Genomic DNA, 15,723 nt, shown 5'->3' on the forward strand with positions numbered 1-15,723 from the left:
CGGGGCTCTGGCACCCCCATTGCCCCTGCTCCATGAAGAAAATCCTCTTGTGCGTTGCCGCTGTCTCACTCTCGGCTGGCTTTGTATGGGTGTCGCCGGCCCGCGCCGATGACCTGCCCGTTCGCAAGCCCGGTCTGTGGGAGGTGTCGATCATCGGGGCGGGCCAGTCCGTCATGCGCCAGCAGAAGGTGTTGCAGTGCACGACGAAGGACGTGGATGCGGTCACCATGCTCGCCGTGGTGCCCGGGCAGGACCATTGCCACGAGACCTCGGTCAAGAAGGTCGACGGCCAGTTCACCGTCCAGACCGTGTGTTTCGTGCATGACAACCGCGTCACTGCGCGGATTCGACTGCAGGGCGACTTCCAGCAGTCCTATCAGGGGGACTTCGAAGTGGCCTATTCCAAGCCTGTTGGCAACCAGGCCCGCGGGGTCACCCAGTTCAGCGGCCGGCGGCTGGGGGATTGCAAGGCCGGCATGAAGCCGGCCGACATGGTGCTGCCCAATGGCGTCACGGTGAACATCGTCGAAAGCATGAAGCAGCGTGAAAGCCACGAAGGGCACAAGCACTGAGCAGTGAGCAAACCGGCGGCTCCTGCCGGCCCGACCAGCGAATTCCCACAGGTTCTTCCTGTGGGTTTTTTTTTGCCTGCCGCGCCTGATGGCGCGCTGGCGCCCCGCACGCGTGGGGTGCCAGGGCGGCAGGCGTTCAGTCGAACACGCCCGCCGTGTCCCGCATGGAGTCCGACACCACGCCCAGGTGGTGCAGCGTGTCGCCCCAGGTCATTTCCAGCTGGGTGAGCTTCTTGAAGTAGTGGCTGCCGATGTATTCGTCGGTCACGCCGATGCCGCCGTGCAGCTGCACCGACTGCTGGCCCACGAAGCGCATCGACTGCCCCAGCTGCACCTTGGCGCGGGCCAGCGCGCGGCGGCGTTCCTGCGGCGCCTCGCCCAGCTTGAGCGTGGCGTAGTAGCTCATCGAGCGGGCCAGCTCCAGCTGCATCTTCGCGTCGGCCACCCGGTGGCGCAGGGCCTGGAAGCTGGCGATGGGCACGCCGAACTGCTTGCGTTGGTTCATGTAGTCCACCGTCAGCGCGAGGGTCTGGTCCATCACGCCCACCGCTTCGGCGCAGGCGGTGGCGATGCCGACGTCCACCGCCAGCTCCAGCGCGGCCAGGCCGTCCGTGGTGACCAGGGTGGCGGGGGCGCTGTCGAACTGCACCTCGGCGGCGCGCCCTTCGTCCTGCGTGCGGTAGCCGCGGGTGGCAACGCCAGGGGCCGAGCGTTCGACCAGGAACAGCGCGATGCGGCCGTCCAGCTGCGCGGGCACCAGGAAGGCGTCGGCCTGGTCGCCGGCGGGCACTATGCTTTTGATAGCTGTCAGCGTATATGAATCGGGCGCTGGAGCCGCTTTTGCCTCGCAAATGTCGAGGCGGTAGCGCGCCTTGCGCTCCTGGTGGGCCAGCACCACCAGCGTCTCGCCACTCGCGATGCGCGGCAGCCAGTCGGCCTGCACGGCCTGGGATGCATGGTCGCCCAGCACGCGGCTCACGATGAAGGCCTGCGCCAGCGGCTCCAGCACGATGCCGCGCCCCAGCTCCTCCATCGCCACCATGGCGTCCACCGCGCCCTGGCCCAGCCCGCCGTGGGCCTCGGGCACCGTCAGCGCGGTCAGGCCCAGCTCGGCCAGCTCGCCATAGGTCGCACGGTCGAACCCGCCCGCCGCCACGATGCGCTGGCGGCGCTCGAAGCCGTAGCCCTTCTCGACCCAGCGGCGCACCGCATCGCGCAACGATTGCTGGTCTTCAGAAAAATCAAAATCCATGTCATGTCTCCAAAAGCCGATCAGGGCAGGGCGCTTGTGCAACCCCGACAAAGATCAGCGAAGCTCTAGCGGGAACCCCCTCGCGGAGGAGGCAAGGGGGAGCAGTCCTGTCGCGCCCCGCGCGGACCGTTCCGGGCGTCAGCCCAGAACGGTCTGCGCGACGATATTTCGTTGCACCTCGTTGGAGCCGCCGTAGATCGTGGTCTTGCGCAGGTTGAAGTAGGTCGATGCGAGCGGCGCGTTCGCCACATCCCCGCCCGGGAATCCACCCAGCGCCCCAGCGGCAGCGTCGCCCTGCCAACCCGCCTCCATCGCCTCTTCGATGAAGGGCAGGCTGAACGGGCCGGCGGCCAGCATCATCAGCTCGGCATAGCGCTGCTGGACCTCGCTGCCCCGGATCTTCAGCAGCCCGGCGATGTCCAGCGAGTTCTTGCCCGACTTCTCGTTGGAGAGCACGCGCAGCACCAGCATCTCGAGCGCGACGATGTCCACCTCCAGCAGCGCGATCTGGTCGCGGTACCGCGGGTCGTCCCATACGCCTTCCGCCTTGGCGATGCGCTTCAGGCGCTCCAGCTCGCGCTTGCTGCGGTTCACGTCGGCGATGTTGGTGCGCTCGTGGGAGAGCAGATGCTTGGCATAGGTCCAGCCTTTGTTCTCCTCGCCGATCAGGTTCTCGGCGGGCACCTCGACGTTGTCGAAGAACACCTCGTTGACCTCGCATTCGCCATCGAGCAGCTTGATCGGCCGCACGGTGACGCCGGGCGACTTCATGTCCAGCAGCAGGAAGGAGATGCCGGTCTGCGGCTTGCCCTCGGTGCTGGTGCGCACCAGGTTGAACATCCAGTCGCCGTGCTGGCCCAGCGTGGTCCAGGTCTTCTGGCCGTTGACGATGTACTTGTCGCCCACCCGTTCGGCGCGCGTCTTGACCGAGGCCAGGTCCGAGCCCGAGCCCGGCTCGCTGTAGCCCTGGCTCCACCACACCTCGCCGCTGGCGATGCCGGGAAGAAAGCGTTGTTGCTGCTCGGCATTGCCGAAAGCCATGATGACCGGCGCCACCATCACCGGCCCGAACGGAATGATGCGCGGCGCCCCGGCCAGCGCGCATTCCTCCTCGAAGAGGTGCTTTTGCACGGCCGTCCAGCCCGGGCCGCCGAATTCCTTGGGCCAGCCGTAGCCCAGCCAGCCCTTCTTGCCGAGGATCCTGGCCCAGCCCTGCAGATCGTCACGCGACAGGCGCAGCGCGTTGTGCACCTTGTGCGCGGTCTCCTGCGGCAGATGGGCGCGGACCCAGCTGCGCACTTCCTCTCGGAAGGCCTGTTCTTCGGGGGTGAATGCGAGATCCATGCAGCCTGTCTCCTGTCCTGAAAAGCCGTCGTATCGATCTCACTGTTGTAGCACGGTCGTGCTTTTCAGTCCTGTCCGGGCGGCGACACGGGCGGCTGCGGCGCGGCGATGCCCAGCTCCTGGCACAGCTGGCGCACCACGCCGCGCAGCTCGGCGACTTCCGCCTCCAGCGCGGCCACGCGGCCGGCCAGTCCTCCCGTGCCGCCTTCGCCGCCGGCCGGGGCCGCGGCCAGGCTGGCCACGTCCACCGGCCCGCACAGCAGGTGCGCCCAGCGCGGCTCGCGGGCGCCCGGGGCGCGGGGCAGCAGCACGACCAGCGGGCCGCCCTTTTCGTCGCTGCGCTCGGCCAGCTCGTTCAGAAAGCCCTCCACCGACGAGATGTCGGCGAAGCGGTGCCAGCGCTCGGCGTTGATGCGCAGCTCGCCGGCGGTCTGCGGGCCGCGCAGCATCAAGAGCGACAGCAGCACCGCCGACTGGTCGGGCACGCCCGCGCCCCGCGGGAAGTTGTGCTCGAAGCGGGTCGCCCGGTTGCCGCCGATCTCCACCGACAGCGTGCGCTGGCGCAGGGCGTCCAGCGCCTCCTGCGCCTCTGCATCGGTCAGCTGCATCACCGGGTCGCGGCCGGACTTCTGGTTGCAGCCGGCCACCACGCCGTTCAGCGTGAGCGGGTAGCTGTCGGGCACGGTGCGCGACTTCTCCATCAGCGTGGCGAGCACGCGTGCCTGGATCGGAGTCAGGGGTTGGGTGCGGGGATCGAAGGGCATGGCGGACGGGATAATTGCGGGCAAATGAAGAACATCGTGATTTTGATCTCAGGCGCCGGCTCCAACATGGCAGCCATCGTGCAGCAGGCCCGCGAGCAGGACTGGGCCGGCCGCCACGGCGTGCGGGTGGCCGCCGTGCTGAGCAACAAGGAAAGCGCGGGCGGCCTGGCGCTGGCCCGCGCCCAGGGCATCGCCACCCAGGTGGTGGACCACCGCCAGCACGCCACGCGGGAGGACTTCGACGCCGCGCTGGCCGCCGCCATCGACGTGCACCAGCCGGCGCTGGTGGTGCTGGCCGGCTTCATGCGCATCCTGACCGAGGGCTTCGTGGCGCACTACGCCGGGCGGCTGGTCAACATCCACCCCTCGCTGCTGCCGGCGTTCACCGGCCTGCATACCCACCAGCGCGCCATCGACGCGGGCTGCAAGGTGGCCGGCTGCACGGTGCACCAGGTGACGGCCGAGCTGGATGCCGGCCCCGTCCTGGCGCAGGGTGTGGTGCCGGTGCTGCCGGGCGACACGGCCGGCAGCCTGGCCGCCCGCGTACAGGCGCAGGAGCATGCGATCTACCCGCCGGCCGTGCTGGGTTTGCTCATCAATCGATAGCTACAGGCGCTTGCGCAGTCGGCGCTGGAGCCGGATTTCGCCTGAAATTCCGGCGCAGGATCAGTCCCGTACCGGCGCGAAGCGCGGCTGCGCGACGCCCTCGATCACCACCGTCTCCTGGAACATGGCCGCCGGCCGCACCCAGAGGCCGTGCGCGCCGTAGAGCGCGCGGTACACCACCATCGGCGCCAGCGTTTCGCTGTGGCGCGCCAGCCCCAGCACGTCGTAGAGGCCGCCCTTGTAGTGGCGGTAGCGGCCGGCGGGCAGGTCGGGGAGCGGCGGGAGGTCGTCGTCTTGCGGGATGGTGTTCATGGCGAGTGCGTGTATTGCTATAAAAATTATAGCTGCCGGCGCTGGATGAATGAGCGCTGGTGGTCATTTTGATGCTGGACGGCGCGCCCGGGCAGGCACGGGGTGCCGCCGCCGGCCCGGCAGCGCGGGCCGCGATGGGACAATCGCCCCATGCACCCTAAAGCCCTTCTGGACGCCTGCGCCGAACTCGTCAGGCTGACCTTGACCTTCGAACACCCGGCGGATTCCGTCGTTTCCCGGTTCTTCCGCGACAACCGCTCGCTGGGCCCGCGCGAGCGCGCGACCCTCGCCGAGACCACCTACGCCGTGCTGCGCAAGAAGCTCCTGTTCGAGCAACTCGCCCGCTCCGGCAGCGGCCCCAAGGAGCGGCGCCTGGCCATCCTGGGTTTCCACGGCCCGCGCGACTTTCTGAAAAGCGCGCTCAACGACCAGGAGAAGAACTGGCTGGAGCAGTGCGACACCCTGCAGCCCGGCGACCTGATGGACCGCCACCGCCACAACCTGCCCGAATGGCTGGTCGCGCCGCTCAAGGAGCAGCTGGGCGACGGCTTCTGGCCGCTGGCCGAGAGCATGCAGCAGGGCGCGCCGCTCGACTTGCGCGTGAACGCCCTGTCGGACAAGCGGGCCGAGGTGCAGAAGGAGCTGTCCCAGGCCGGCATCCAGGCCGTCGCCACGCCCTATTCGCCCTGGGGCCTGCGCGTTGATGGCAAGCCGGCGCTCACCAAGCTGCCCGCCTTCGTGCGCGGCGCCATCGAGGTGCAGGACGAAGGCTCGCAGCTGCTCGCCCTGCTGCTGGACGCCAAGCGCGGCGAGATGGTGGTCGATTTCTGCGCCGGCGCCGGCGGCAAGACGCTGGCCATCGGCGCCAGCATGCGCAACACCGGCCGGCTCTATGCCTTCGACGTGTCGGCCCACCGGCTGGATGCGCTGAAACCCCGGCTGGCACGCAGCGGCCTGTCCAACGTGCACCCGGCCGCCATCGCGCATGAGCGCGACGACCGCGTCAAGCGCCTGGCCGGCAAGATCGACCGGGTGCTGGTCGATGCGCCGTGCTCCGGCCTGGGCACGCTGCGCCGCAACCCCGACCTGAAGTGGCGGCAGTCGCCCGAGGCGCTGCAGGAGCTGGCCGCCAAGCAGACCGCCATCCTGGCCAGCGCTGCCCGGCTGCTGAAAGCCGGCGGCCGGCTGGTCTACGCCACCTGCAGCGTGCTGCCGCAGGAGAACGAAGCCATCGCCGATGCCTTCGGCGCCGCGCACCCCGACTTCGTGCCGGCCGACGCGGGCGAGCTGCTGACCCAGCTGAAGGTGGAGCACGCCGCCAGCCTGTGCAGCGGCGGCGCCACCGGCACCCGGAACCTGCGCCTCTGGCCCCACACCCACCAGACCGACGGCTTCTTCGCCGCGGTGTGGACGCGCAAGGGCTGAGACCGCTGAGGCCCGGGTGGGGCGGGCCGGAGCGCTCGCAAATCAGCAGGGCGACCTCAGGCCTGCGATGCCTGCGGTGCTTACGATGTGGCGCCGGCAGTGGCCGTCGCCCGCGCCCGCTGCCGCCAGCCCGCCAGGCGTGCCGGCAGGCCTGCCAGGGCGCTGGTCCATGCGGCAAAGCGGGCGGGCGCCGGAGGGGGGTCGGCCAGCGCGACGCACGCCCTGTCCGGGCCGGCGTTCGTCAACTGCACCCAGGCCGCGCCACCGCCTGATGGCACGCACCAGGCCTGGCCGGCCTCCAGCAGGTGGGGCAGGCCGCTCGCCAGCAAGACCTGTCCGCACATCGCCGGCCCGCCGGCCAGCCGGATGCGGCCGCTTTCCACCTGCAGCGTGGCGCCCGGCGGCAGGCTCACCCAGGTGCTGGAGCGGGCGGGCAGGTCGGTGCGCGCAGCGGCGTTCGCCAGGGCGCCGGCGGCGCGGGCGGCGGTGGTGTTCGGCATGGGGCTGGAAGGCATGGAGGGCTCCTTGAGCGGTGAGTGGCCTGAAAACGGGGGGTGAGACAGCTTTCAGGAATGGCCTTGAGCTTAGGTTTCACGGCCCGGTCGCGGCAGGCACAGGCGCCGATCCACCGGTCCATAACAGCCGTGGATTTTTCTGCGCTGTTATGGTGATTGGCCCGCCTGCCTGTATCTGCCCGGCCCAGGCGGGCTTTGGCATGATCGTTGTCGCCGCCTCCAAGCCCGCGCCGTGCTCCCATGACCCTCCACTCCGTCCATCCCCCCTTGCCCGACCCCGCCGGGGCCGCGGCGGCACCCCGGCCGGCGGGCGGCAACGCACCGCGCTACCGCCAGCTGGCGGCCTTGTACGAGCAGGCGATTGCCGCCGGCACGCTGGCGCCAGGCATGCGCCTGCCTTCGGTGCGCGAGCTGTGCCAGCGCCACGGTGTCAGCCTGACCACGGCCTTGCAGGTGCTGCGGCAGCTCGAATCCGACGGCCGCGTGGAAGCGCGCGAGCGGGTAGGCTACTTCGTGCGCAGCCCGCAGCGGGCCGATGCGCTGCCCACCGTGCGCGAGCCCGACCTCCACGAGCCGCTGCAGCCCGACCCGCAGGTGTTCGCCGGCATCAACGAGCGCATCTCGCTGTTTCTGGAGAAGGCGAGGCTCGCCGGCCCGGGCGTGCTCGATCTGGGCAGCGCCATGCCGGCGCCCAGCCTGTTCGATGCCGCCGCGCTCAACCGGCTGGCCACGCAGCTGCTGCGCGAGCAGCCCGACGTGCTGGTCTACGGGCCCTCGGCGCCCACCACGCACCCGGAGTTCCAGCAGGCCATGGCGCGGCATGCGCTGACCTTCGGCGTCAGCCTGTCGCCGGACGACATCGGCGCGACGCACGGCAACTCGGAAGCCGTCAACCTGGCGCTCGACGCCATCGCCGGGCCGGGCGACGTCATCGCGGTCGAGTCGCCCACCTTCTTCGGCATCCTGCAGGCGATCGAGGTGCGCGGCCTGCGGGCGCTGGAGATTCCGAGCAGCCCGCGCACCGGCATCTCGCTGGAGGCGCTGGAGCTGGCGGCCCGCAACGAGCCGCGTCTGAAGGGCGTGGTGGTGGTGCCGCACCTGCAGATGCCGCTGGGCAGCGTCATGCCCGATGCGCACAAGGAGCGGCTGGTGGCCCTCTGCGTCGAATACGGGCTGGCCCTGATCGAGGACGACATCTACCGCGAATTCGTCGAATCGCCCGTGCCCCTGCGGCCGGCCAAGGCCTGGGACCGCCCGGGCGACGCGGGCCAGGTGATCTATTGCGCCTCGCTCAGCAAGAGCTTCGCGCCCGGCCTGCGGCAGGGCTGGATGAGCGCGGGCCGCTGGCATGCCCGCGTGCAGATGCTGAAGTTCGCCCGCACGCGCAACATGCAGTCGTGGTCACAGCTGCTGGCGGCCCGGAGCGTGGATTCGCCCGCCTATGAGCGCCACATGCGCCGCATGCGCGGGCAGCTGCGCGCGCAGCGCGAGGCGGGCGCCCAGGCCATCGCCCGGTACTTTCCGCCGGGCACGCGCCTGAGCCTGCCGCCCGGCGGCATCAGCCTGTGGATGGAGCTGCCGGCCGGCATTTCCACCAGCCGCCTGTATGACGACGCCCTGGCGCGCGGCATCCGCGTGGCGCCGGGGTCGATGTTCTCCAACACCGGGCGCTACGAGCACTTCCTGCGTATGAGCTGCGGCATGCCGTTCACCCCCCAGGTCGAGGCGGGCTACCGCGTGCTGGGCGAACTGATGGCGGCGCAGCAGCGCCAGCCAGCGCCCGCGGTACCCGCCGCCCGGATCTTGCGGGCATAAAAAAACCGCCCGGTGGGGCGGTTCTTCGAGGGGAATGCGCCGAAGGATTACTTCAGCTTCATTTCCTTGTATTCGACGTGCTTGCGAGCCTTGGGATCGAATTTCACGATCAGCATCTTCTCGGGCATCGTCTTCTTGTTCTTGGTCGTGGTGTAGAAGTGGCCGGTACCCGCAGTGGATTCCAGCTTGATCTTGTCGCGTCCGCCTTTGGTTGCCATGGTCGGTCTCCTGTTTAAGCCTGGCCGCGTGCACGCAGGTCTGCGAGCACGGCGTCGATACCGTTCTTGTCGATCAGGCGCAGACCGGCGTTGGAAATGCGCAGGCGCACCCAGCGGTTTTCGCTCTCGACCCAGAAACGGCGGTATTGCAGGTTCGGCAGGAACCGGCGCTTGGTCTTGTTGTTGGCGTGGGAAACGTTGTTCCCGACCATGGGGCCTTTGCCCGTGACTTCACATACGCGTGCCATAAGGACACTCCGAAAGTTTTTTAACGGCCGCTTCGCGAAGGGCCCTGCGGCGACTGCCGCGGGGCCTGCTCTTGCGGCCTCACCTCGCCAGAAAGGGTGGCGGTAACCCGATTGCTTTCGTCCCGATGCACCCGTGAAAAAGTGCGCAGAAATCAGCAAAGCCGCAGATTATAGCCTGCGCCTTCAGATCACGCCATCCTGCTCCAGAAAGCGCTGCGCATCGAGGGCCGCCATGCAGCCCGTGCCGGCGCTGGTGATGGCCTGGCGGTAGACGTGGTCCTGCACGTCGCCAGCCGCGAACACGCCCGGCACGCTGGTCTGCGTGGCGAAGCCCTTGAGCCCGCCCTGCGTGACGATGTAGCCGTTGTCCATCGCCAGCTGGCCGTTGAAGATGTCGGTGTTGGGCGCGTGGCCGATGGCGATGAAGCAGCCCTGCAGCGCGATGTCGTGCGTGCTGCCGTCCAGCGTGCTCTTCACGCGGATGCCGGTCACGCCGGTGGCGTCGCCCAGCACCTCGTCGAGCGTGTGGAAGGTCTTGAGCTCGATCTTGCCGGCGGCGACCTTCTCGTTGAGCTTGTCCACCAGGATGGGCTCGGCCTTGAACTTGTCGCGGCGGTGCACCAGCGTCACCTTGCGGGCGATGTTCGACAGGTACAGCGCTTCCTCGACGGCGGTGTTGCCGCCGCCCACCACGCACACGTCCTGCTCGCGGTAGAAGAAGCCGTCGCAGGTGGCGCAGCCCGACACGCCCTTGCCCATGAAGGCTTCTTCCGAGGGCAGGCCCAGGTACTTGGCCGATGCGCCGGTGGCGATGATGAGCGAGTCGCAGGTGTAGGTGCCGCTGTCGCCCGTGAGCGTGAAGGGCCGCTTGCTGAAGTCGACGGTGTGGATGTGGTCGAACACGATCTGGGTCTTGAAGCGCTCGGCGTGCTCCAGGAAGCGCTGCATCAGCTCGGGGCCCTGCACGCCGTTCACGTCGGCGGGCCAGTTGTCCACCTCGGTCGTGGTCATCAGCTGGCCGCCCTGGGCGATGCCGGTGATCAGCACCGGGTTCAGGTTGGCGCGCGCGGCATACACGGCGGCGGTGTATCCGGCGGGGCCGGAGCCGAGGATCATGACTTTGGCGTGTTGGGAGTTGGGCATGTGAGTGTGGAGCGGTGATGAAGAAGGCGCAGGCGGGTCGCCCCGGCGCAGGGTCCTGGAACTCGTTCCCAGATGGGCGGCGCTTGCCGAGTATCAACCCGGCCGGTGCCGGGCAAGCCCCAGGATTTCCAATCGCGCCGATTGTAAGAACGTGTTGACGATCTCGCAGGGGATCGCGTTGGAGCGCAATCGGGATGAGTGGATGCTGCGGATGCGCCGCATGGGCTCGTGCCCATGCAAGCAGCCGGAGCCTCCAATCGCCCGATTTCGCTCCAACCCGAAGGGCAGCGGTGTGGGCGGGCGCTCTGCGGCGTTGCGGCGCTTGTGGATAGCATTGCTATTCACTGCGCACCGCGCCTTGCACCCCACCCGCCCACACCGCTGCGCGACCCCTGGGAGATCGTCAACACGTTCTTAGAACCCATCGCCAGCCCCTGCAGTGGCGGGCCCATCCGGCAACGGTGGGCCCGCCATGGCCATCGGGTAAGCTCGGCCGCGCACCGCTATGACCTATTCCCTCAATACCCTGAACGCTTCGTCTGGAAAGTCCGCTCCTCCCACCAGGGCGGCGCGCTTCGGCCATGAAATCGGCCTGGTGCTGGGCCTGCTGGGCCTGGTGTTCTGGCTGCTGGCGCTGGCCAGCTATTCGGGCCACGACGCGGCCTGGTCCACCTCGGGTGCCAACGACGGGCGCGTGCTGACCAACTGGGCCGGCCGCCTGGGCGCGTGGCTGGCGGACTGCAGCTACTTCGCCTTCGGGTTCTCCGTGTGGTGGTGCCTGGCCGCGGGGGCGCGGGCCTGGCTCGCGTCGCTGGCGCGCTGGATGGGCGGCGGCGAATCGGCGCAGGACGGCAGCCCGCGCAGCCCGTGGGCGCGGCGGCTGCTCTTCTGGGGCGGCCTGGTCATTCTGCTGTGCGCCAGCACCGGCCTGGAGTGGTCGCGCCTCTACCGGTTCGAAGGCGCCTTGCCCGGCCAGGCCGGCGGCGTGCTCGGCCACGCCATGGGCTCGCTGGGCGTGAAGTGGCTGGGCTTCACCGGCTCGGGCCTGGTGGGCGTGATGCTGGTGGTGCTGGGCGCGGCGCTGGTGTTCCGGTTCTCGTGGGGCCACGTGGCCGAACGGCTGGGCGGGCGCATCGACGGCATGGTGCAGTTCGGCCGCGCCAAGCGCGAGAAGGCGCGCGACGTGGCGGTGGGCAAGCGGGCCGCCCGCGAGCGCGAGGAGGTGCTGCAGGAAGAGCGCCACGACAGCGGCGAGCACCCCCCGCAGCCGGTGCAGATCATCGAGCCCGTCTTCACCGACGTGCCGCAGAGCGCGCGCGTGGTGAAGGAGCGGCAAAAGCCCCTCTTCACCGACATGCCCGACAGCCGCCTGCCGCAGGTCGACCTGCTGGACGCGGCGCCTGCCCAGCGCCAGGAAACCGTGTCGCCCGAGACGCTGGAGATGACCAGCCGGCTGATCGAGAAGAAGCTCAAGGACTTCGGCGTGGAAGTGCGCGTGGTCGCCGCCATGCCCGGGCCGGTCATCACCCGCTACGAGATCGAGCCGGCCACGGGCGTGAAGGGCTCGCAGATCGTGGGGCTGGCCAAGGACCTGGCGCGTTCGCTGTCGCTGGTCTCCATTCGCGTGATCGAGACCATTCCCGGCAAGAACTACATGGCGCTGGAGCTGCCCAACGCCAAGCGGCAGTCGATCCGGCTGTCGGAGATCCTCGGCTCGCAGGTCTATCACGAAGCCAGGAGCATGCTCACCATGGGCCTGGGCAAGGACATCGTCGGCAACCCGGTGGTGGCGGACCTGGCCAAGATGCCGCACGTGCTGGTGGCCGGCACCACCGGCTCGGGCAAGTCGGTTGGGATCAACGCCATGATCCTCTCGCTGCTCTACAAGGCCGAGGCGCGCGACGTGCGCCTGCTGATGATCGACCCCAAGATGCTGGAAATGTCGGTCTACGAAGGCATTCCGCACCTGCTGGCCCCGGTGGTCACCGACATGAAGCAGGCCGCGCACGGCCTGAACTGGTGCGTGGCCGAGATGGAGCGGCGCTACAAGCTCATGTCCAAGCTGGGCGTGCGCAACCTGGCCGGCTACAACACCAAGATCGACGAGGCCAAGGCGCGTGAGGAATTCATCTACAACCCCTTCAGCCTGACACCCGAGGAGCCCGAGCCGCTGCAGCGCCTGCCGCACATCGTGGTCATCATCGACGAGCTGGCCGACCTGATGATGGTGGTGGGCAAGAAGATCGAAGAGCTGATCGCCCGCCTGGCGCAGAAGGCGCGCGCCGCCGGCATCCACCTTATCCTGGCCACGCAGCGCCCCAGCGTCGATGTGATCACCGGGCTGATCAAGGCCAACATTCCGACACGGATCGCCTTCTCGGTGGGCTCCAAGATCGACAGCCGCACCATCCTCGACCAGATGGGTGCCGAGGCGCTGCTGGGCATGGGCGACATGCTCTACATGGCCAGCGGCACCGGCCTGCCGATCCGGGTGCACGGCGCCTTCGTGTCCGACGAGGAGGTGCACCGCGTCGTCAATTACCTGAAGAGCCAGGGCGAGCCCGATTACATCGACGGCGTGCTGGAAGGCGGCACCGTGGACGGCGACGACGGCCCGATGGGCGACGGCGAGGCCGGCGGCGAGAAGGACCCGATGTACGACCAGGCGGTGGAGGTGGTGCTCAAGGACCGCAAGGCCAGCATCTCCTACGTGCAGCGCAAGCTGCGCATCGGCTACAACCGCTCCGCCCGGCTGCTCGAAGACATGGAAAAGGCGGGGCTGGTGAGCGCGCTCACGTCGAGCGGCCAGCGCGAGGTGCTGGTGCCCAACCGCGCCAGCGAGTGACCGGCCGGTGCGCGCCCTGGCGCCGTGCCCGTTCCGTTCACTTGAACGGCGCGGCGGCTGCCCCATCTGAAGCCTTTAGCCATTCGTCCGAGGAGACCCCGTGAAGCAGTGGATTGCTATGTTTTTGATAGCTGCAGGCGCCCAATCTGCAAGCGCTGACGGCCTGAAAAGCCTGGAATCCTTCATGCGCGGCGCCCAGTCGGGCCGGGCCGACTTCACGCAGACCGTCACCTCACCCGCCAAGGACGGCCAGGCGCCCCGGGTCAAGACCTCCACGGGCACCTTCGAATTCCAGCGCCCCGGCCGTTTCAAGTTCGCCTACAAGAAGCCGTTCGAGCAGACCATCGTCGCCGACGGCAAGACGCTGTGGCTCTACGACGCCGACCTGAACCAGGTCACCCAGCGCTCGCAGGACCAGGCCCTCGGCTCCACGCCGGCGGCGCTGCTGGCTTCCGCGCCCGACCTGAAGGCGCTGCAGAAGGACTTCGCGCTCGAGGCCGCCCCCAACCAGGACAGCCTGCAGTGGGTGGTCGCTACGCCCAAGGCGGCCGACGGCCAGTTGAAGAGCGTTCGCGTGGGCTTCGAAGGCGACAACTTGGCGGCGCTGGACATCCTAGACAGCTTCGGCCAGCGTTCGCAGATCCGGTTCGCATCCATGCAGGCCAATGCGGCGCTGCCGGCCTCAACCTTCCAGTTCAAGGCGCCAGCGGGTGCCGACGTGGTCAAGCAGTAAGCCGTCGGCGCGGTTAGCTGGCGTGGGGCGCACGCCCCGTGCCGGCAGGCCCGTTCAGCGCGCCGCCGCCATCACCAGCAACAGCCCGAGGGCGGCAGGAACCGCCTGGATGAACAGGATCTTGCGGCTGGCCGTAAGCGCGCCGAAGACGCCCGCGACCAGCACGCACAGCAGGAAGAACACTTGCACCTGCCGACCCATGTCGCCGCCGAGCCACAGGCCCCACAGCAGGCCAGCGGCCAGAAAGCCGTTGTAGAGGCCCTGGTTCGCGCCCAGCACCTTGGTCGCGCTCGCTTTCTCCTGGGTCATGCCGAACGCCCGCAGGCCCGCGGGCTTGTCCCACAGGAACATCTCCAGCACCAGGATGTAAATATGGAGGAGGGCGATCAGCCCGACGACGATGGCGGCGGCGGTGTGCATGGGCAGTCCTGGGCACGATGGGGCTGGCAGCATAGCGGCTTCGCGCCAGCCAGCGCTGTCGCCGGCGCGGCCGCATCGACCCGCCATCGCCCTCGCCGAAACCCCGCCACCCACACGCCGCCATGAACGCCCGAACATCCACCCCCGCCGCCGCGCCCGCCCACCAGCCCCTGGCGGAGCGCCTGCGCCCGCGCACGCTGGGCGAGGTGATCGGCCAGCAGCACGTGCTGGGGCCGGGCATGCCGCTCAGGCTGGCGTTCGAGTCGGGGCGGCCGCACAGCTGCATCCTGTGGGGCCCGCCGGGCGTGGGCAAGACCACCATCGCCCGGCTGATGGCGGACGCCTTCGATGCGCAGTTCATCAGCATCAGCGCGGTGCTGGGCGGCGTGAAGGACATCCGGGAGGCGGTGGAACGGGCCCAGTCGGCGCGCGACGGGCTGATGCAGCAGCGCACCATCGTCTTCGTGGACGAGGTGCACCGTTTCAACAAGAGCCAGCAGGACGCCTTCCTGCCGCACGTCGAATCGGGCCTGTTCACCTTCATCGGCGCCACCACCGAGAACCCCTCGTTTGAAGTCAACTCAGCGCTGCTCTCGCGGGCCGCCGTCTACGTGCTGCAGCCGCTCACGGCCGACGACTTGAAGCAGATCGTGGCCCTGGCGCAGGCGGACAAAGCACTTCCTGCTATTGAAAGCGTAGCAGAGGAGCGTCTGGTCGCCTACGCCGATGGCGATGCCCGGCGGCTGCTCAACACGCTGGAGACGCTGGCCATGGCGGCCACGCAGGAGAAGCTGGACACCATCACCGATGCGTGGCTGCTGAAGGTGCTGGGCGAGCGCATGCGTCGTTACGACAAGGGCGGCGAGCAGTTCTACGACACCATCAGCGCGCTGCACAAGTCGGTGCGCGGCTCCGACCCCGATGCCGCGCTCTACTGGTTCGTGCGCATGCTCGACGGCGGGGCCGACCCGCGCTACATGGCGCGGCGCCTGGTGCGCATGGCGAGCGAAGACATTGGCCTGGCCGACCCACGCGCGCTGCGGCTCGCGCTCGACGCGGCCGAGGTGTATGAGCGCCTGGGCACGCCCGAGGGCGAGCTGGCGCTGGCCGAGTGCGTGATCTACCTGGCCGTGGCGCCCAAGTCCAACGCGGTCTACAAGGCCTATAACGCCGCCCGCGCCCACATCAAGCAGGACGGCACCCGGCCCGTGCCGATGCACCTGCGCAACGCGCCGACGAAGCTGATGAAGGAGCTCGACTACGGCCGGGGCTACCGCTACGCGCACGACGAGGAGGGCGGCTTCGCCGCCGGCGAAACCTACCTGCCCGAAGGCATGGAGCCGCCGGGCTTCTACCGCCCGGTCGCGCGCGGGCTGGAAATCAAGATCGCGCAGAAGATGGACGAGCTGCGGGCCCGCAACGAGGCCGGCGCCCCGAAGGACGACCCGGCCGCCACCGATGCGTGATGCCCCACCGGGGCCGGCTGGACCGGGCGGCCTTGGGCGATCATG

16 protein-coding genes are annotated in these 15,723 nt (G+C 69.0%); 7 read left to right on the forward strand and 9 right to left on the reverse strand.

The window, feature by feature from the left end:
• The first annotated feature begins 32 nt into the window (after positions 1 to 32).
• Positions 33 to 572 carry a DUF3617 domain-containing protein gene (locus tag ABWV53_RS19820; protein ID WP_353367864.1) on the forward strand — a complete coding sequence of 180 codons (540 nt, stop codon included), beginning with the start codon at positions 33 to 35 and terminating at the stop codon, positions 570 to 572.
• 136 nt (positions 573 to 708) lie between these two features.
• On the opposite strand, the gene ABWV53_RS19825 is transcribed toward ABWV53_RS19820, so the two are convergent.
• The 3 genes from ABWV53_RS19825 to ABWV53_RS19835 form a co-directional block, all read right to left on the reverse strand.
• On the reverse strand, positions 709 to 1,824 hold the full coding sequence (locus tag ABWV53_RS19825; protein WP_353367865.1) for an acyl-CoA dehydrogenase family protein: 1,116 nt from the start codon (positions 1,822 to 1,824) through the stop codon (positions 709 to 711).
• Between the two features lie 138 nt (positions 1,825 to 1,962).
• Positions 1,963 to 3,168, reverse strand: a complete 1,206-nt coding sequence (locus tag ABWV53_RS19830; protein ID WP_353367866.1) for an acyl-CoA dehydrogenase family protein — start codon at positions 3,166 to 3,168, stop codon at positions 1,963 to 1,965.
• Positions 3,169 to 3,233: 65 nt separating this feature from the next.
• Positions 3,234 to 3,932, reverse strand: coding sequence for a YceH family protein (locus ABWV53_RS19835; RefSeq protein WP_353367867.1), 699 nt, complete (start codon positions 3,930 to 3,932; stop codon positions 3,234 to 3,236).
• Between the two features lie 24 nt (positions 3,933 to 3,956).
• On the opposite strand from ABWV53_RS19835, the gene purN reads away from it, so the two are divergent.
• Positions 3,957 to 4,538 carry a phosphoribosylglycinamide formyltransferase gene (gene purN / locus ABWV53_RS19840; RefSeq protein WP_353367868.1) on the forward strand — a complete coding sequence of 194 codons (582 nt, stop codon included), beginning with the start codon at positions 3,957 to 3,959 and terminating at the stop codon, positions 4,536 to 4,538.
• Between the two features lie 60 nt (positions 4,539 to 4,598).
• Here the strand turns inward: purN and ABWV53_RS19845 are convergent, their stop codons facing one another.
• Positions 4,599 to 4,850, reverse strand: coding sequence for a DUF1653 domain-containing protein (locus ABWV53_RS19845; protein ID WP_353367869.1), 252 nt, complete (start codon positions 4,848 to 4,850; stop codon positions 4,599 to 4,601).
• Positions 4,851 to 5,000: 150 nt separating this feature from the next.
• On the opposite strand from ABWV53_RS19845, the gene ABWV53_RS19850 reads away from it, so the two are divergent.
• A complete protein-coding gene (locus tag ABWV53_RS19850) occupies positions 5,001 to 6,275 on the forward strand; it encodes an RsmB/NOP family class I SAM-dependent RNA methyltransferase (RefSeq protein ID WP_353367870.1) in 1,275 nt (424 codons plus the stop codon).
• A gap of 80 nt (positions 6,276 to 6,355) precedes the next feature.
• Here the strand turns inward: ABWV53_RS19850 and ABWV53_RS19855 are convergent, their stop codons facing one another.
• Positions 6,356 to 6,790: a hypothetical protein gene (locus ABWV53_RS19855; RefSeq protein WP_353367871.1), complete on the reverse strand. Its 435-nt coding sequence runs from the start codon at positions 6,788 to 6,790 to the stop codon at positions 6,356 to 6,358.
• 240 nt (positions 6,791 to 7,030) lie between these two features.
• Here ABWV53_RS19855 and ABWV53_RS19860 point away from each other — a divergent pair, with 240 nt between their 5' ends.
• Positions 7,031 to 8,605: an aminotransferase-like domain-containing protein gene (locus ABWV53_RS19860; protein WP_353367872.1), complete on the forward strand. Its 1,575-nt coding sequence runs from the start codon at positions 7,031 to 7,033 to the stop codon at positions 8,603 to 8,605.
• Positions 8,606 to 8,652: 47 nt separating this feature from the next.
• Here ABWV53_RS19860 and rpmG read toward each other — a convergent pair whose 3' ends face one another.
• The 3 genes from rpmG to trxB form a co-directional block, all read right to left on the reverse strand.
• Complete coding sequence (gene rpmG / locus ABWV53_RS19865) at positions 8,653 to 8,823, reverse strand: 50S ribosomal protein L33 (protein WP_092941986.1); 171 nt, start codon at positions 8,821 to 8,823, stop codon at positions 8,653 to 8,655.
• A gap of 14 nt (positions 8,824 to 8,837) precedes the next feature.
• The gene (gene rpmB, locus ABWV53_RS19870; protein WP_056667014.1) at positions 8,838 to 9,071 is read right to left on the reverse strand and encodes a 50S ribosomal protein L28; all 234 of its coding nucleotides are present in this window, start codon (positions 9,069 to 9,071) and stop codon (positions 8,838 to 8,840) included.
• A gap of 183 nt (positions 9,072 to 9,254) precedes the next feature.
• Complete coding sequence (trxB, locus tag ABWV53_RS19875; protein WP_353367873.1) at positions 9,255 to 10,214, reverse strand: thioredoxin-disulfide reductase; 960 nt, start codon at positions 10,212 to 10,214, stop codon at positions 9,255 to 9,257.
• Between the two features lie 505 nt (positions 10,215 to 10,719).
• On the opposite strand from trxB, the gene ABWV53_RS19880 reads away from it, so the two are divergent.
• On the forward strand, positions 10,720 to 13,059 hold the full coding sequence (locus ABWV53_RS19880) for a DNA translocase FtsK (protein WP_353367874.1): 2,340 nt from the start codon (positions 10,720 to 10,722) through the stop codon (positions 13,057 to 13,059).
• A gap of 118 nt (positions 13,060 to 13,177) precedes the next feature.
• Positions 13,178 to 13,792 (forward strand): outer membrane lipoprotein periplasmic chaperone LolA, encoded by a 615-nt coding sequence (lolA, locus tag ABWV53_RS19885; RefSeq protein WP_353367946.1) that lies wholly within the window; start codon positions 13,178 to 13,180, stop codon positions 13,790 to 13,792.
• 54 nt (positions 13,793 to 13,846) lie between these two features.
• On the opposite strand, the gene ABWV53_RS19890 is transcribed toward lolA, so the two are convergent.
• Positions 13,847 to 14,212, reverse strand: a complete 366-nt coding sequence (locus ABWV53_RS19890; RefSeq protein ID WP_353367875.1) for a DUF1304 domain-containing protein — start codon at positions 14,210 to 14,212, stop codon at positions 13,847 to 13,849.
• 122 nt (positions 14,213 to 14,334) lie between these two features.
• Here ABWV53_RS19890 and ABWV53_RS19895 point away from each other — a divergent pair, with 122 nt between their 5' ends.
• A complete protein-coding gene (locus ABWV53_RS19895) occupies positions 14,335 to 15,678 on the forward strand; it encodes a replication-associated recombination protein A (RefSeq protein ID WP_353367876.1) in 1,344 nt (447 codons plus the stop codon).
• Positions 15,679 to 15,723: the final 45 nt, after the last annotated feature.

Origin of the sequence: Acidovorax sp. FG27 (assembly GCF_040365715.1) — a bacterium.
Lineage (GTDB): Bacteria > Pseudomonadota > Gammaproteobacteria > Burkholderiales > Burkholderiaceae_C > Paracidovorax.

Bases quoted from the DNA above. Each gene is read 5' to 3' on its own strand.
- ABWV53_RS19820 (WP_353367864.1), top strand. From the start codon at position 33: ATGAAGAAAATCCTCTTGTGCGTTGCCGCTGTCTCACTCTCGGCTGGC.
- ABWV53_RS19825 (WP_353367865.1), bottom strand. From the start codon at position 1,824: ATGGATTTTGATTTTTCTGAAGACCAGCAATCGTTGCGCGATGCGGTG.
- ABWV53_RS19830 (WP_353367866.1), bottom strand. From the start codon at position 3,168: ATGGATCTCGCATTCACCCCCGAAGAACAGGCCTTCCGAGAGGAAGTG.
- ABWV53_RS19835 (WP_353367867.1), bottom strand. From the start codon at position 3,932: ATGCCCTTCGATCCCCGCACCCAACCCCTGACTCCGATCCAGGCACGC.
- purN (WP_353367868.1), top strand. From the start codon at position 3,957: ATGAAGAACATCGTGATTTTGATCTCAGGCGCCGGCTCCAACATGGCA.
- ABWV53_RS19845 (WP_353367869.1), bottom strand. From the start codon at position 4,850: ATGAACACCATCCCGCAAGACGACGACCTCCCGCCGCTCCCCGACCTG.
- ABWV53_RS19850 (WP_353367870.1), top strand. From the start codon at position 5,001: ATGCACCCTAAAGCCCTTCTGGACGCCTGCGCCGAACTCGTCAGGCTG.
- ABWV53_RS19855 (WP_353367871.1), bottom strand. From the start codon at position 6,790: ATGCCTTCCAGCCCCATGCCGAACACCACCGCCGCCCGCGCCGCCGGC.
- ABWV53_RS19860 (WP_353367872.1), top strand. From the start codon at position 7,031: ATGACCCTCCACTCCGTCCATCCCCCCTTGCCCGACCCCGCCGGGGCC.
- rpmG (WP_092941986.1), bottom strand. From the start codon at position 8,823: ATGGCAACCAAAGGCGGACGCGACAAGATCAAGCTGGAATCCACTGCG.
- rpmB (WP_056667014.1), bottom strand. From the start codon at position 9,071: ATGGCACGCGTATGTGAAGTCACGGGCAAAGGCCCCATGGTCGGGAAC.
- trxB (WP_353367873.1), bottom strand. From the start codon at position 10,214: ATGCCCAACTCCCAACACGCCAAAGTCATGATCCTCGGCTCCGGCCCC.
- ABWV53_RS19880 (WP_353367874.1), top strand. From the start codon at position 10,720: ATGACCTATTCCCTCAATACCCTGAACGCTTCGTCTGGAAAGTCCGCT.
- lolA (WP_353367946.1), top strand. From the start codon at position 13,178: ATGTTTTTGATAGCTGCAGGCGCCCAATCTGCAAGCGCTGACGGCCTG.
- ABWV53_RS19890 (WP_353367875.1), bottom strand. From the start codon at position 14,212: ATGCACACCGCCGCCGCCATCGTCGTCGGGCTGATCGCCCTCCTCCAT.
- ABWV53_RS19895 (WP_353367876.1), top strand. From the start codon at position 14,335: ATGAACGCCCGAACATCCACCCCCGCCGCCGCGCCCGCCCACCAGCCC.